Source organism: Streptomyces tubercidicus (assembly GCF_027497495.1).
Lineage (GTDB): Bacteria > Actinomycetota > Actinomycetes > Streptomycetales > Streptomycetaceae > Streptomyces > Streptomyces tubercidicus.
In genome coordinates, this window is the sequence record NZ_CP114205.1 from 7,450,645 (window position 1) to 7,465,862 (window position 15,218).

At 72.1% G+C, this 15,218-nt stretch carries 10 protein-coding genes; 5 read left to right on the forward strand and 5 right to left on the reverse strand.

Going from position 1 to position 15,218, the window contains the following annotated elements:
- Positions 1 to 128 precede the first annotated feature (128 nt).
- Both STRTU_RS32670 and STRTU_RS32675 read right to left on the reverse strand, forming a co-directional pair.
- On the reverse strand, positions 129 to 320 hold the full coding sequence (locus tag STRTU_RS32670; RefSeq protein WP_085923640.1) for a hypothetical protein: 192 nt from the start codon (positions 318 to 320) through the stop codon (positions 129 to 131).
- A 122-nt stretch (positions 321 to 442) separates the two neighbouring features.
- Positions 443 to 2,854, reverse strand: coding sequence for a SpoIIE family protein phosphatase (locus STRTU_RS32675; protein ID WP_159748689.1), 2,412 nt, complete (start codon positions 2,852 to 2,854; stop codon positions 443 to 445).
- 150 nt (positions 2,855 to 3,004) lie between these two features.
- Between STRTU_RS32675 and STRTU_RS32680 the strand changes: the two genes are divergently transcribed.
- On the forward strand, positions 3,005 to 3,784 hold the full coding sequence (locus STRTU_RS32680; RefSeq protein WP_159748690.1) for a VOC family protein: 780 nt from the start codon (positions 3,005 to 3,007) through the stop codon (positions 3,782 to 3,784).
- 39 nt (positions 3,785 to 3,823) lie between these two features.
- Here the strand turns inward: STRTU_RS32680 and STRTU_RS32685 are convergent, their stop codons facing one another.
- Positions 3,824 to 6,607: a type 1 periplasmic-binding domain-containing protein gene (locus tag STRTU_RS32685; protein ID WP_159748691.1), complete on the reverse strand. Its 2,784-nt coding sequence runs from the start codon at positions 6,605 to 6,607 to the stop codon at positions 3,824 to 3,826.
- A 164-nt stretch (positions 6,608 to 6,771) separates the two neighbouring features.
- Positions 6,772 to 8,373 carry a S1 family peptidase gene (locus STRTU_RS32690; protein ID WP_159748692.1) on the reverse strand — a complete coding sequence of 534 codons (1,602 nt, stop codon included), beginning with the start codon at positions 8,371 to 8,373 and terminating at the stop codon, positions 6,772 to 6,774.
- A 353-nt stretch (positions 8,374 to 8,726) separates the two neighbouring features.
- Between STRTU_RS32690 and tdh the strand changes: the two genes are divergently transcribed.
- The 4 genes from tdh (at position 8,727) to STRTU_RS32710 (ending at position 13,490) form a co-directional block, all read left to right on the forward strand.
- Positions 8,727 to 9,755, forward strand: a complete 1,029-nt coding sequence (tdh, locus tag STRTU_RS32695) for an L-threonine 3-dehydrogenase (protein WP_159748693.1) — start codon at positions 8,727 to 8,729, stop codon at positions 9,753 to 9,755.
- Between the two features lie 73 nt (positions 9,756 to 9,828).
- Entirely contained in the window at positions 9,829 to 11,028 is a 1,200-nt protein-coding gene (locus tag STRTU_RS32700; protein WP_159748694.1) for a glycine C-acetyltransferase, read from the forward strand.
- A gap of 35 nt (positions 11,029 to 11,063) precedes the next feature.
- Positions 11,064 to 11,972 (forward strand): LysR family transcriptional regulator, encoded by a 909-nt coding sequence (locus STRTU_RS32705; protein WP_159748695.1) that lies wholly within the window; start codon positions 11,064 to 11,066, stop codon positions 11,970 to 11,972.
- 159 nt (positions 11,973 to 12,131) lie between these two features.
- Positions 12,132 to 13,490 (forward strand): chloride channel protein, encoded by a 1,359-nt coding sequence (locus tag STRTU_RS32710; protein ID WP_159748696.1) that lies wholly within the window; start codon positions 12,132 to 12,134, stop codon positions 13,488 to 13,490.
- A 123-nt stretch (positions 13,491 to 13,613) separates the two neighbouring features.
- Here the strand turns inward: STRTU_RS32710 and STRTU_RS32715 are convergent, their stop codons facing one another.
- Complete coding sequence (locus STRTU_RS32715) at positions 13,614 to 14,645, reverse strand: PHP domain-containing protein (RefSeq protein ID WP_159748697.1); 1,032 nt, start codon at positions 14,643 to 14,645, stop codon at positions 13,614 to 13,616.
- Positions 14,646 to 15,218 lie beyond the last annotated feature (573 nt).

A 15,218-nucleotide genomic window follows, 5' to 3' on the forward strand; every position in this document is an offset into this window, starting at 1 on the left:
GCGCGGACGGCGATGGCTGCCGTACGGACGCGGACGGGCCCGCGTCCGCGTCGAGGGCGCCCGGGGCACACCGCACCGGGGAACAGGCCGCCCGCCGTGCGCGCCGCCCGCTGCTCGGACGACGTCGGTCAGGGCAGATACCGCTCGATGGCGCCGGGTCCCTCCTCAGCGATCAGACGCCTGGCCCATTCCAGGCTCGCGGGGGTGGGTTCGCGCCCGGACGCCTTCACCAGGTCCTCCGGGTCGTAGGGCCGCTCGCTACCGGTGTACAGCTGAGTCGGCCGCCGCTCGGCCGCCTGCTCCCTGCCATTGGTCGTCACAGGGTCCTCCTCTGTCCGCGCCCGCCGGGTCGCCGGGACCTCGCTTGGTTCCATCATGAGACCCCCTCCGAACACCCGCACGATGTGCGCCGGGCCGAACCCGGCCACCGCGCCGCCGGCCGTCAGCGGGCCGGCCGCCGAGCCCCGGGATACCGCGCCGGGAACGCCTGCTCCGTCCAGATCGTCTTGCCGTACGGCGTGTAGCGCGTACCCCAGCGCTGCACCAGCTGCGCGACGATGAAGAGCCCGCGGCCGCCCTCGTCGTCACTGGCACTGTGCCGGAGGTGCGGCGAGGTATGGGCGGTGTCCGACACCTCGGTCAGCAGGGTCCGGTCGCGCAGCAGCCGCAGATGCAGCGGCCCCGCGGCATGCCGTACGGCATTGGTGACCAGCTCGCTGACCACCAGCTCGGTCGCGTAGGACAGCTCCGCCAGGCCCCACTCCCGCAACTGCCCGGTGGCCAGCTCACGGGCCTTGCCCACCGCGGCCGGCTCCGCGGGCAGCTCCCAGGCCGCCACCTGCCGGGCGTCCAGCTCGCGGGTGCGCACCAGCAGCAGCGCCGAGTCATCGGTGGCCGGACCGTCCGGCAGCAGCTCGGTCAGCGCATGGTCACACAGGTCGTCCAGCGGACGGCGGTGCTCGCCCAGCACCCCGGCCAGGATCTCCAGCCCCGCGTCCACGTCCCGGTCACGGCTCTCGACCAGCCCGTTCGTGAACAGGGCCAGCAGACTGCCGACCGGCAGCTCGATCTCCAGGGACTCGAACGGCAGGCCCCCCAGGCCAAGCGGCGGGCCCGCCGGGAGGTCCGGGAAGGACACCCCGCCCTCCGGGTCGACGACGGCCGGTGGCAGATGCCCGGCCCGCGCCATGGTGCAGCGCCGCGACACCGGGTCGTAGACCGCGTAGAGGCAGGTCACCCCGGTGGCCACATCGTCCGTGCCGGGATCCGAGCCGATCATGGCCGCCTGCTCCTCCGCGGTCTGTTCCACCAGGTCGTCCAGCCGGCCCAGCAGCTCGTCGGGGGCCAGATCCAGCCGGGCCAGGGCGCGCACGGTCGTCCGCAGCCGCCCCATGGTCGCCGCCGCCTGGAGGCCGTGGCCCACCACGTCCCCGACGACCAGCCCGACCCGGGTCCCCGACAGCCCGATGACATCGAACCAGTCGCCGCCGACCCCGCCCCGCTCGTCGCTGGGCAGATAGCGGTGGGCCAGATCGACGGCCGACGGGGCCGCCAGATGCTGGGGCAGCAGATTGCGCTGGAGGGTCAGCGCGGCGGTGTGTTCGCGGGTGAAGCGGCGCGCGTTGTCCAGGCACACCGCCGTCCGGGTGACCAGCTCGTCGGCCAGCTCGATCTCTCCCTTGTCGAAGGCCGGCATCGGGGCGCCGCGGCGGAAGGTGACCAGCCCCATCGGGGTGCCGCCGGCCCGCAGCGGCACGACCACGGTGGTCTCGTCGCGCACCATCCCGCCGGAGGACAGGCTGCGGTACTGGAGCGAGCCGGGCGGGTACTCGACCCGGTGCGGGCTGTACGGCGTGCCGTCCGGCCCCTCCTCGGCGGAGCGCGCGGCGACCCGCACCAGCGTGGGCAGGGTGCCGCCCGCCGGTTCCGGCTCGTCGCCGTTCCGTACGGACTGCATCAGATCGACGGTGACTGCGGTCGCGAACTCCGGCACCGCGACCTCGGTGACCTCCCGGGCGGTGACGGTCATATCCAGTGTGGTGCCGATCCGGGCGCCGGCCTCCACCAGGAGGTTCAGCCGGCGCTGCGCCTGATAGCGGCCGGTGATGTCGAAGGCGTCCTCGCACACCCCGAGCACCTGACCGTCGGCGTCCTGCAGCCGGTAGTACGAGCAGGACCAGACATGCTCACGCCCCGGGTCGGAGGGCTTCTCACCGACGAAGTGCAGATCCAGGATCGGTTCACCGGTGTCGATGACCTGGTGCATCACCGCGTCGAGCGTGCGCGGGTACCCCTCGGTCAGAAACTCGCCGTCCGGATACAGCTCATCGGCGCGGGCACCGAGGAACTCCCGCAGCGGCAGCCCGACCTCCCGGATATACGCGCTGTTCGCCCAGGTCAGCCGGAGATCGGTGTCATAGATGCCCAGACCCACCGGGGACCGGGTGGCCAGACCGTGCAGCATCGCCTGACGGGACTCCCACATCCGCTGGGCGTCCAGTTCGCCCGCCACCAGGAGGCGGGCCGGCTGTCGGACGGAACCTTCGGACACCGTGGCGAGCGGGCAGAGCGTGGCGGCCATCCGCACCAGCCGGCCGTTCCGGTGCCGCAGCGTGAGTTCCCGGCCGCCGCTCAGCGCGTCCTCCGGTGCGGGCCCGGCCCCTCTGAGAGCGGGCGGAACCAGCATCTCCAGGCGCTGCCCGACGATCTCCTCCGGCAGATAGCCGAGCAGCCGCTGGGCCGCCGGGCTCCAGCCGATGATCAGGTCCTGGGCGTCCAGAACCGCGGTGGCCGCCCTGGTGACGTCGAGGGGACCACGGAAGTCGGCGCTCTCCGCCGCGTTCCATGCGTTCATGGCATCAACCCAGCCCGGTTCAATATCTACAGCATCGAGCCTGATCAAGACCGGCACAACCGCGCTGCCGCAGCGGGACGCGCCCTTGGTGCGGCCCCGCTCCGTCGCTGGCAGAGTGGGAAGGGGCGCTGAGCGACAGGAGGCAGATGTATGTCGGCCCATGGCCCCGTCACCGCGGTACGCGGCGCTCCCTGCTGGGTCAGTCTGATGGCCCACGATCTGGAAGGCGCCCAGGAGTTCTACACCGCGGTCCTGGGCTGGCGGTTTCGCGCGGGCGGCCTCGGTGAGGAGTTCTCTATCGCGCTGTCCGACGGCCAGCCGGTCGCCAGCATCGGGGCCCTCGCCCAGAGCTTCCAGGTCGCAGTGGCCTGGACCTCTTATTTCGCGGTGGACAACGCCGATGACACCGCGGGCCGGATCCGCGAGCGCGGCGCGACCGTCGCCGTCGGCCCGCTCAAGATCGGCCCCGGGCGCGCCGCCCTCGCCGCCGACCCCGACGGCGCCACCTTCGGCTTCTGGGAGGGCCAGACCCTGGCCTGGTCAATCGGACAGGGCAATGCGCCCGTCGGTCTCGAACTGCGCACCCGCGACGCCTTCGCCGCCGCCATCTTCTACGCCGAGGTCTTCGACTGGGCCTCCGGGGAGCCGGGCGGCTGCGATGTCACCTACGAACACGACCAGGTGATCGTCAGCGACGCCACACACACCGTCGCCACCCTGCGCGGCGGCGCCGTCGAGTCCGCCCCGGACCCGCGGGTGCGCCCCCTCTGGCACGTCCACTTCCCGGTCCGCGACATCGAGAAGGTGGCGGCCACCGCGGTGGCCGCCGGGGGAACCGTCACCCCCGTCACCCCGACCGCGGACGGCGAGGGCTGCCAGGCCGTCGTCCGCGACCCCGACGGCGGGCTGTTCACCGTCACTTCGACCTGACGCCGACGACCGGTCCCCGCACCGGCCCGCCGCCGTCCGTCACCGGCCCTTCTCCGCCTCCAGCGGCGGACACCACGACGACTGTTTCTGCCCGCCGACCCGGCCGCAGAAGCCCGCCTGGGCGGGCCGGCCCGCACCGTCGATGTGCTGCACGGACAGCAGCTTGTCCAACGGGACCTGGCGGTCCACCTCACCACCGAAGCTGATGATCCCGCTCTCCCCGTCGAGCGCCTCGTCCCCGTGGACCCCGCTGATCGCATGCCAGACGGCGGGCGGCGTCAACGGCATCTGCGCGGCGTCCTCACGCAGTTGCTTGACCGCGTTGATGTACAGCTTGACGGCGTCGAAGCCGAGCGCCGCATGGCCGTCCAGCGAGGAGCTCGCGACCCGGTCGCACTCCTCCGGGAACAGCCGGCCCAGCTCCGTGTACAGCTCGCTGGTGTCATCGCAGCGCGCCGAGCCCAACGTGAAGTCCAGGAAGTCGTACGGGATCCCGGGGTACTGCTGGCGGCGTTCCGCGTCGGCGGCCAGCCGGGCCACATCGTCGCCGCCCAGGAGCGTCGGCGGATCCGAATTACAGGACTCGTTGATGCCGCCGAGCACCGACTCGAAGTCCTCCGAGCGCCCCGCGAAGAACACCACGCCCGGGTAGGAACAGCTCCGCCGGCCGACCGTGCCGGGACCGGGGGCGTCCGACGAGGGGTCGGCGCCCGGCGGCGGGGGCGGGGTGAAGGAGGTCTTCTCGACCGTGAACCCGCGGGCACGGAAGCGCTGGGCGACGTCGTCGCTGAGCGTCCTGCTGTAGGTGTCGCTGGGGTCGGCGGAGCCGATGATCCGGACCTGCCGGGCCGGCTTCTTCCCGTCGTGCCCCACCACATGATCGGCGTACGCCGCGGCGACCTCCGCCTCCCGGGTGTTCTGCGGCGACACCTGGAAGTACATGGGGGACTGCCGCACGAGCGAGTCCGCGGACAGCGTGGTGGCCACCATCGGCAGCCCCGCCGCGGTCAGCTTCCGGATCGTCCGGTTGGTGGCCTCCCGGCTCTGGTCGAGTCCGGTGACCCCGACGAGGGACGGATCCTGCTGCTTCAGGCCCTCCAGGATCTCCACCACCCGCGTGCCGAAGCGCATACCCGACCCGGCGTTGGCAGGGAAGAGGCGCAGAATCGGCTCCGCGGCACCGGTGCTGCGCAGCTGCCGGGACTGTGCGCTCGCCGCGCCCTGCAGCGCCTCGCGCCCGTAGGCGAGCTGCCCGGTGGACTTCCCCGAGACGCTGAGCAGCGCCGACAGATGGACGAGGGTGACGAACGGGCGCTCCGGCGCCGCGCGATGGGCCTCCTCGGCGCGGGCGTTCTGCGCGTAGATGGTCCGGAGGGTCTTGTTGAGCAGCGGATCGGGGGAGTGGAAGGTGAAGCCGTTCCGCGCCACCCCGATGCACTCGCCGGTCTCCGCGGTGCGCAGGGTGTCCGCGTCGTCCTCGAAACGGTCCAGACCACAGTGCGCCTGCCGGTAGTTGCTCTCCCGGCTCAGCACCAGCCCGCCCGCCCCCAGCAGCGCGACGACGACACCGCACGCCGCCACCACCGACACCATCCGGCGCGCCCACAAGGGCGGTTCGGGAATCCGCAGCCGGGCGTCCTGGGCGACCTCCAGCCGCCGCGTCAGCTCATGGCTCTCATGGGACGGCGGCAGCAGCGGCGGGATGGTGACCGGCAGATACCAGGGCGCGCGGTTACGGGCCCGGCCCTGGTGCAGAAAGGTGTCGCGCCAGCCGCCGTAGAGCCGGTCGGCCAGCTCCCACAGGGAACTGTGGCCCCAGTCCGCACGGATTCCGGTGCCGTCGGCGGGCGGCTCGGCGCCGCAGCTGATGACCAGCAGCGGGTCGAAGGCGCCGGTCTCGTTGCGGACGTCGATGATGGTCTGCAGCAGCGGATAGCCGCAGTTGCCGGCGTTCGCCCCGTCGAGCAGCGCCACACAGTACGCGGTGCGCCGGGCCGTACGAGGCCGCCAGATGCGGCGGCGGAACGCGACCCGCAGATCCTCCAGGAAGGCGTTGACCATCAACTTGCGTAACTGTTCCGGGTCTTCGACCTGGTGGTGGGGCGCGGTCAGCCGCTCGGCGAACCCGATGAAGGTGCCCGGGTCGCGAGGGGCGAGGTAGGGCTGGTTGAGCAGCCAGCGGTACTCCCGGCCCAGCCCGCGGCGGATCCGGAACCAGGCGAGCGGAAAGACATGGACCGCGAACAGCCACACCCACCAGGGCACACTGCCGTCCACCGCCAGCTCGGTCTCCGGGGAACGCAGCAGGCCGAACAGCCGACGGCGCCGGAACTCCCGCTCGCGCAGTCCTTGCAGCAGGGTGTGGTCATTGCCCTCCAGGCCGCCCGGGTACGGGGCGCCGCCGGCCGCCCCCGCCTGTGTCAGCCAGTTGACCAGGCCGAAGCGGCGGAAGCGGACCCGTCCGTCGCTGCCGTGCACACTGCGGGCGAAGCCCTGCGCCAGCCGCTCCAGCGTGTGGCGGACCGCCTCGACGGAGTCCGGCGGCGGTGAGCCGGTTTGCAGGTCGTGCAGACAGTGCGGTACCCGCCGGGGATCGGCGTGGCTGAGGAAGTAGCTGATGCCCTTGGCGAGTTGGGAGTGGTCGTCCCCGCTCACCAGACAGAGCACCGGCAGACCTTCACGCCCCTGAGCCACTCCGCGGTGCCGCACCGGCTCGGGACACTCCCGGCGCCGTGGCCTGCGCACCAAGTCGGCTATCAGACGCAGCAGATGCCCGGCTCCGCGGAAGACGGGGATATTGGAATCGAGTTCGTTCGACGCCATGACGCCCCTGAGAAAAGGGTCGGAGTAGGGCCGGTATTCTGACACCGCCCCGCAGGCGGTCGCTATGGTTCCGCCACACTCCGGGCCCCGTACATCGCTCACCGGCCCCGCTCCCCTTCGTCGTGGAGGGGAGCGGGGCCGGTCGCGCAGCTGCTGGCCGTCCGTCAGTTCAGCGCGTCACCGCCGGCCGCGCCGGGGTCCTGGGCACCCGCCCCCGGGTCTTGCGCTCCCGTACCGGGGTCCTCGGCGCCCGCACCCGGGTCCCCCGCTCCCGCACCGGCGTCGCCGGCTCCGGCGCTGTCGGCCCCCGCGTTGCCGGCACCGGCGTTTCCCGCTCCGGCGCCGCCGGCTCCGGCAGCGGCGCCGCCCGCCGCGCCGTTGCCGCCGGCCGCGCCGTTGCCGCCGGCCGCGCCGTTGTCACCGCCGCCCGCGCCGTTGTCGCCGCCACCGGCGCCGATCTCCGCACCCGTGGCCTTGAGTGCGTCGGTGACCGGCTGGAAGAAGGTCTCGCCGCCCGCGGTGCAGTCGCCGCTGCCGCCGGAGGTCAGTCCGACGGCCGAGTCCTCGGAGAACATCGCGCCGCCGCTGTCGCCGGGCTCCGCGCAGACATCCGTCTGTATGAGGCCGTTGACGATATCGCCGTTGCCGTAGTTCACCGTCGCGTCCAGGCCGGTGACGGTGCCGTCGTGGAGGCCGGTGGTGCTGCCCGAGCGCTGCACCTTCATGCCGACGGCGGCCTCCGCGGCCTTGGTGATCTCCTGGGTGCTGCCATCGCCCAGGTCGACCGCGCTCTGCGGCTTCGCGGCGGTGTCGTCGTACTTGACCAGTGCGAAGTCGGTCTTCGGGAACTTGGAATCGGCGACCGTGCCCAGCGGCTGGCCGCCGCCCTGGTCCGCCGTCCAGGTCTTGGAGTCGTTGCCGCAGTGACCGGCCGTCAGGAACGCCGGTGCGCCCTTGACCGTGACATTGAAGCCCAGTGAGCAGCGGGCGTTGCCGCCGAAGATGGCACTGCCGCCGACCGGCCCGGCGGCCTGCCCACCGCCTCCGGCACCACCACCGCCGTCTCCTGCGCCGCCCGCGGCATCTCCGGCGCCACCTGCCGCGTCTCCTGCGCCACCCGCGGCGTCCCCCGCACCCCCTGCGGCATCTCCTGCGCCGCCCGCCGCGTCTCCTGCGCCACCCGCGGCATCACCGGCACCGCCCGCCGCATCTCCCGCACCGCCCGCGGCGCTGCCGGCCGCGCCTCCCGCGCCCCCGCCGTCGAACCGCTTGAACTCACCCTGCGACCGCTTGACGGTCACCATGCCCTCGCCCATGCCGTTCGTGGCCTTGGTGAGGGTGGCCATCTTTGCACCGGTGACCGTTCTGTCGGCGGTCACCACGATCTTGTTGGTCTTCGGGTCGATCGACCAGGCGGTGCCCGGCACCGCGGCGGACTCGCGCAGGGTCTTGGTACCGGACTTCAGCGCGGTCATGCTGTTCTGCACGACCCTGGCCACGGCGCCCTTGGCCCGGACGTTCGCGGCGTCGTCCTCGGACAGGACGTTCATGACCAGGTGGCCCTTGGAGCCGTCCAGGTACCAGCCCGCGCCGTTGTCCTTGAGGTCCGCCTTCAGGGATGTCGCCAGCTGCGTGGCCGAGTGGGCGCTGAGCGTCTTCAGGGCCGCCGGCTGGTCCGTGCTCGCGTTGGCGTGGGGGAGCACGATCGCGGCGCCCGCGATGGCGACCGCAGCGGCGCCCGCGATGGCGCCGGTCCGCTTGTTCACATGTCGGTGGCTCAATTCACTGACCTCCAGGGACGCACAGGAACGAGGCACACGGGCGACCGCGGTGCGTCGCGTCAGCACCCGTGTGGTGGTGCACACCCAGTCCTACGTAGCGCCGCACACCCCGGTCTCACGCCCACTCAAGCTGTGATGAATTCCGACGCTTGCGGGGGCGAACGTTTACACTCCCGCGCCCGCCGGAGCCCGGTGCTGGTGGGGCGTAAAGGGCAGCTGTGACCGCGCTTAAGAAATCCTCGATGGACCGCACGGCCGACGTAAGGAAGATTTCCTGAGGAAGATCGGGCGTCCGGTGCGGGCCCCCGGCAGATCACGTACGTACGGGAGCCGCTGCGGTGAAGGCACTGGTCAAGGCGAAGACGGAACCGGGTCTCTGGCTCATGGATGTGCCGGAACCGGCCATCGGCCCCGGGGATGTGCTGATCAAGGTGCTGCGCACCGGCATCTGTGGCACGGATCTGCACATCCGGGCCTGGGACGGCTGGGCCCAGCAGGCCGTGACCGCCCCGCTGACGATCGGCCATGAATTCGTCGGCGAGGTGGTGGAGACCGGCCGCGATGTGGCCGAGGTCAAGGCCGGCGATCTGGTCAGCGGTGAGGGGCATCTGGTCTGCGGCAAGTGCCGCAACTGTCTGGCCGGCCGCCGCCATCTGTGCCGCGCCACGGTCGGCCTCGGCGTCGGCCGGGACGGTGCCTTCGCGGAGTACGTCGCGCTGCCCGCCACCAACGTCTGGGTGCACCGCGTCCCGGTGGACCTCGATATCGCCGCCGTCTTCGACCCGTTCGGCAACGCCGTGCACACCGCGCTGTCGTTCCCGCTGGTCGGCGAGGACGTGCTGATCACCGGCGCGGGCCCGATCGGCATCATGGCCGCGGCCGTCGCCCGGCACGCCGGAGCCCGCAATGTCATGATCACGGACGTCAGCGAGGAGCGCCTCGCGCTGGCCCGCAAGGTCGGCGTCAGCCTCGCCCTCAACGTCGCCGACGCCACGATCGCCGACGGCCAGCGTGACCTGGGACTGCGCGAGGGCTTCGACATCGGGCTGGAGATGTCCGGGCGGCCCGAGGCGATGCGCGACATGATCACCAACATGACGCATGGTGGCCGGATCGCGATGCTCGGCCTGCCGGCCGAGGAGTTCGCCGTCGACTGGTCCCGGATCGTCACCTCCATGATCACGGTCAAGGGCATCTACGGCCGGGAGATGTTCGAAACCTGGTACGCGATGTCCGTGCTGCTCGAAGGCGGTCTCGACCTCTCGCCCGTGATCACCGGCCGCTACTCCTACCAGGACTTCGACGCCGCCTTCGACGACGCGGCCAGCGGCCGCAGCGGCAAGATCATCCTCGACTGGAGTGTTTGATTTTCCGGCTCGGTTCGCCTCCCCGGCACGACAGCCTCATCACCCGCCTACCGCACCCCTAAGGAGCGCCCCCATGCTCGATTCCGTCCGCACCGAACTGCGCGGCACCCTCGAAGAGATCCGCGCCGCCGGGCTGCACAAGCCCGAGCGCGTCATCGGCACCCCGCAGTCCGCGACGGTCGCGGTCACCGCCGGCGGCAACCCCGGTGAGGTCCTCAACTTCTGCGCCAACAACTACCTCGGCCTCGCCGACCACCCCGAGGTCATCGCGGCCGCCCACGAAGCGCTCGACCGCTGGGGCTACGGCCTCGCCTCGGTCCGCTTCATCTGCGGCACCCAGGAGGTCCACAAGGAGCTGGAGCAGCGGATCTCCGGCTTCCTGGGCCAGGAGGACACCATCCTCTACTCCTCCTGCTTCGACGCCAACGGCGGTGTCTTCGAGACCCTGCTCGGCCCGGACGACGCGGTGATCTCCGACGCCCTCAACCACGCCTCCATCATCGACGGCATCCGGCTGTGCAAGGCCCGCCGCTACCGCTACGCCAACCGCGATCTGGCCGATCTGGAAGCCCAGTTGAAGGAGGCGACCGCGGGCGGCACCGGCCGTACGCTGATCGTCACCGACGGCGTCTTCTCGATGGACGGCTATGTGGCGCCGCTGCGCGAGATCTGTGACCTGGCCGACCAGTACGGCGCCATGGTGATGGTCGACGACTCGCACGCGGTCGGCTTCGTCGGCCCCGGCGGCCGCGGCACCCCCGAGCTGCACGGCGTGATGGACCGGGTCGACATCATCACCGGCACCCTCGGCAAGGCCCTCGGCGGTGCCTCCGGCGGCTATGTCGCGGCCCGCGCCGAGATCGTCGCCCTGCTGCGCCAGCGCTCGCGCCCGTACCTCTTCTCCAACTCGCTCGCCCCGGTGATCGCGGCCGCCTCGCTGAAGGTGCTCGACCTGCTGGAGTCGGCCGGTGACCTGCGCGAGCGGCTCAACGCCAACACCGCGCTGTTCCGCTCGCGGATGACCGAGGAGGGCTTCGACATCCTCCCCGGCGACCACGCCATCGCCCCCGTCATGATCGGTGACGCGGCCGAGGCGGCCCGGATGGCGGAGCTGCTCCTGGAGCGCGGCGTCTACGTCATCGGCTTCTCCTACCCCGTGGTGCCGCAGGGCCAGGCGCGGATCCGCGTCCAGCTGTCCGCCGCCCACTCCACCGAGGACGTCAACCGCGCGGTCGACGCCTTCGTCGCAGCCAGGGCCGCGCTCGCGGGCTGACACCGCCCGCTCTCCGGTCCTGCGAGACTGGGAGCATGATCGAAGCACGACGGCTGCACATCCTCCGTGCGGTGGCCGACCACCGCACGGTCACCGCCGCGGCCGCCGCGCTCTATCTCACGCCCTCGGCGGTCTCCCAGCAGCTGGCCGCCCTGGAACAGGAGACCGGCCACCGACTGGTGGAGCGCAGCGCCCGCGGCGTACGGCTGACCGCCGCGGGCGACATCCTGCTCACCCACGCCAACGCCGTCCTGGCACAGCTGGAGCGCGCCGAGTCCGAGCTCGCCGCCTACGGTTCGGGAGAGGCGGGCACGGTGACCGTCGCCGCCTTCGCCACCGGCATCGGCCTGGTCGTCGCGCCCGCCCTCACCGCGCTGGCCCGTACGGCCCCCGGCATCCGGGTCCGTGTCCAGGACGCCGAGGGCGACGCCAGTCTGCTGATGGTCCTCGACCGGCAGGTCGATGTGGCGGTGGCCGTCGAATACCGGGGCGCCCCGGGCGCCGACGACCCACGGCTGACCCGGGTCCCGCTCTACGCCGAGCCGTTCGACGCGGTGCTGCCGCCCGGTCACCGCCTCGCCGAGACGCCCCAGGTGGCCCTGGCCGAGCTCGCCGGCGACCCCTGGATCGGCCCCTACCCCGGCAATCCCTGCCATGACGTGGTGGTCCTGGCCTGCGAATACGCCGGTTTCCAGCCGCGTCTGGAGCATACGTCCGACGACTTCCGCGCCGTGGTCGCACTCGCCTCGGCCGCGGCGGGCGTGGCGCTCGTCCCCCGCTCGGCGCTGCGCGATATGGACCTCACGGGGGTGGTGGTCCGCCCCGTCGACGAGGTGGCTCCCACCCGCCGGGTCTTCGCCGCGGTACGCCGTGGCGCGGAGGAGCACCCGCTGTTCCGCCCGGTGCTTGCCGCCCTTCGGGAGGCGGCGGCGTCGCAGGGGTGAGGGCGTCGCGGAGACGGCGGCAACCGCTGTGAGCATCACAGCGACGGTGCCCCGCCCGGCCGCTTCCGAAGTGCCCGCCCCGCCCCGCCATGGCAGGCTCATCACGGCGGCGGCCCGGTCGGGCTCCGGGGCAGCCCCGGTTCCGAGGAGGCGAGGCGCATGTCGGTCGGCCCGGCCGGCCCGGTGGGCGAAGCGCCGACCACCGTGCCCCAGGACCCCTACGCGCTGGTGCGCACCCGCGGCTATCTGAAGCTGCTGCTGGTGGCGGCGGCCATCGGCTTCCCGGTCTGCGCCGTCGCGTTCGGCTTTCTCGCGCTGGTCCACGAGCTGGAACCGCTCATCTACCAGGACCTGCCGCGGGCGCTGGGCTTCGCCGGGACGCCCCTCTGGTGGCCGGTCCCGATGCTGCTGGTGGCCGGTCTCCTCGTCGGGCTGACCGTCCGTTATCTGCCCGGCGGCGGGGGCCATGAGCCGGCCGACGGGCTGGCGCTCCACGGTGCGCCCCCGCTCTCCGCGCTCCCCGGTGTCGTCCTTGCCGCCCTGGCCTCCCTCAGCTTCGGCGCGGTGGTCGGCCCCGAGGCGCCGCTGATCGCGCTCGGCGGCGGTCTGGCCGCGGGCGCCGTACGGCTGGTGGACCGTGGCGCGCCGGCTCAGACGGTCGCCACGGTGGGCGCGGCCGGCAGCTTCGCGGCGATCAGCGCGCTGCTCGGCTCCCCGCTGCTGGGGGCTTTCCTGCTGATGGAGGTGTCGGGGCTGGGCGGTCCGATGCTGGGAATCGTCCTGGTGCCTGGCCTGTTGGCGTCCGGCCTGGGGGCGCTGATCTTCACCGGGCTGGGGGACTGGACCGGGCTCGGTACGTACTCGCTCACGCTGCACGACATCCCCGCGGCCTCCGCGCCCACGATCGCGGAGTTCGGCTGGGCCCTGGTCATCGGGCTGGCCGCCGGGTTCGCCGCGACCGGGGTAGGGCGCCTCGCGCGGTTCCTCAAGGGGCATGTCGCCCGGCACCGGGTACCGGCCACGATGGTGATGGGTCTCGTGGTGGGCGCACTGGCGGTGGCGTTCGCCGCGTCCACCGGCAAGCCCGCCTCCGAGATGCTCTATTCGGGCCAGTCGGCGCTGGGTTCGCTGTTCCGGGACAGCGCCGGTTACACGGTGGGTGCGCTGCTGCTCCTCCTCCTGTGCAAGGGCCTGGCGTACTGCGCCTCGCTGAGCGCCTTCCGGGGCGGCCCGATCTTCCCGGCGCTGTTCCTGGGCGCGGCGGGCGGTGTGGCGCTGTCCCACCTGCCCGGTCTGTCGCTCACCGCGGGCTTCGCGATGGGCGTCGGCGCGATGTGTGTGGCGATGCTCCGGCTGCCGATGACGTCGGTGCTGCTGGCCACGCTGCTGCTGGGGAAGAGCGGTCTGACGGTGATGCCGCTCGTGATCGTCGCCGTGGTTGTCGCCTACGTCGTGGCGCTGCGCCTCACCCCTGCCCCCGCACCGGACGCCCCGGCCCCCGCACCTCACCCCGCCTGACGACGTGTGGGTTCCGCCTCGCGCGGTCCCTCTGCCGCCGGGGCGGTGCGCGGCGTCCGGCGGGAGGGCGGGAATTACGAACCCCTACCGGCCCCTACCGGCCCCGACCGGCCCCGCCCGCGCTCAGCCGTGCGGGGTCCGGCCCGTCCGCGTCCAGGTGGCCAACTGGCGCTCCGTCCAGGTGTTGATGACCCGCTCCGGTGGTACGCCGCACTCCTCGGCGCGGGCGCAGCCGTAGATCTGCCAGTCCAGTTGGCCGGGTGCGTGGGCGTCGCTGTCGATGGAGAAGAGGGTGCCGGTCTCCAGCGCCTGGCGGAGCAGTCGGCGTGGGGGGTCGAGGCGGTCGGGGCGGCAGTTGATCTCCACCGCGGTGTGGTGCTCGGCGCAGGCCGCGAACACCTCGTCGGCGTCGAACTGCGACTCCGGGCGCCGTTTGCCGGTGATCTGCCGCCCGGTGCAGTGGCCGAGCACATCCACCAGCGGATTACGGACCGCGGCCAGCAGCCGCCGGGTCATCGGCGCCTTGTCCATCCGCAGTTTGGAGTGCACCGAGGCGACCACCACATCGAGCTGCTCCAGCAGCTCCGGCTCCTGGTCGAGTGAGCCGTCGTCGAGGATGTCGCACTCGATCCCGGTCAGCAGCCGGAACGGTGCCAGCCGCTCGTTCACCTCCGCCACCAGCGACAACTGCTGCCGCAGCCGCTCGGCGGTCAGTCCACGGGCGACGGTGAGCCGGGGGGAGTGGTCGGTCAGCACACACCAGCTGTGTCCGAGGTCGCGGGCGGCCCGTGCCATCGCCTCGACCGGACTGCCGCCGTCCGACCAGTCCGAGTGCAGATGGCAGTCGCCGCGCAGCGCCTGACGCATCCGCTGCCCCTGGTCGCCCTCGACGAGCGGGCCGCCCGCCTCCTCCTCAAGGTGTGTCAGATACGCGGGCCGCGCGCCCGCCAGAGCCTCCTCGATCACCCGGGTGGTTTTGGGGCCGAGCCCTTTGAGGCGCGCCAGCGAGCCGCTTCCGGCACGGGAGCGCAGTTCGTCGGCGGGGAGTGCGCCGATCACCGTCGCGGCCGTACGGAACGCCTGGACGCGGTAGGTCACCGCTCCCTGCCGCTCCAGCAGAAAGGCGATCCGCTCCAGCGCCTCCACGGGCTCCACGTACGGCTCCTTCCCGGGGCGCCCGCCCCGCAGCGTCCATCTCACGGTGCCTCACCTGGTGGGCGGCTGCCACCGGGTGGGGCACCGGGGCGGCCGCGGCAGCCGGTACGGCCGGTGCGGTGGTGCGACCGGCGCGGTGGTGCCAATCGCCCATTACCGACGCATCCGAAGGTGCTCCGTTATGCGGTTATGTCCGTTGTCCGCTCACTCGATCCGTTCCTGATCCGTTTCCGCAGAAATGGCATACGGATAGCGCCGATGAGTCCATTCCATATGTTCCGCACCGCAGATATCGCTGATGAACTCCGGGCGAATCGGGCGCACTTAATGCCCTTGTCGCATTCGGCCGGGCTCTGTCGGAAGTGTGTGTCGGAGTTGTCTGTCCGTATCGCGCCGAGGTGCCGTAAAAATTGGCGGCCTTCAAGGAATCTGCACACCGAATGTGCAGTCGGTACACGCCCCACCGGGTCGCATCCCCACGCTGACCTGCGGCAAAGCGGTTTGGTGAGGGAATGTCCAGTTCGCCGATCGGGTGCTTGCCGGGGTTCCGGAAAAGAAACCGGAGGAGATGTG

What these genes read in the sequence shown, in the direction of transcription:
- STRTU_RS32675 (WP_159748689.1), bottom strand. Translation starts at nt 2,854, where the DNA reads ATGAACGCATGGAACGCGGCGGAGAGCGCCGACTTCCGTGGTCCCCTC.
- STRTU_RS32680 (WP_159748690.1), top strand. Translation starts at nt 3,005, where the DNA reads ATGTCGGCCCATGGCCCCGTCACCGCGGTACGCGGCGCTCCCTGCTGG.
- STRTU_RS32685 (WP_159748691.1), bottom strand. Translation starts at nt 6,607, where the DNA reads ATGGCGTCGAACGAACTCGATTCCAATATCCCCGTCTTCCGCGGAGCC.
- STRTU_RS32700 (WP_159748694.1), top strand. Translation starts at nt 9,829, where the DNA reads ATGCTCGATTCCGTCCGCACCGAACTGCGCGGCACCCTCGAAGAGATC.
- STRTU_RS32705 (WP_159748695.1), top strand. Translation starts at nt 11,064, where the DNA reads ATGATCGAAGCACGACGGCTGCACATCCTCCGTGCGGTGGCCGACCAC.
- STRTU_RS32710 (WP_159748696.1), top strand. Translation starts at nt 12,132, where the DNA reads ATGTCGGTCGGCCCGGCCGGCCCGGTGGGCGAAGCGCCGACCACCGTG.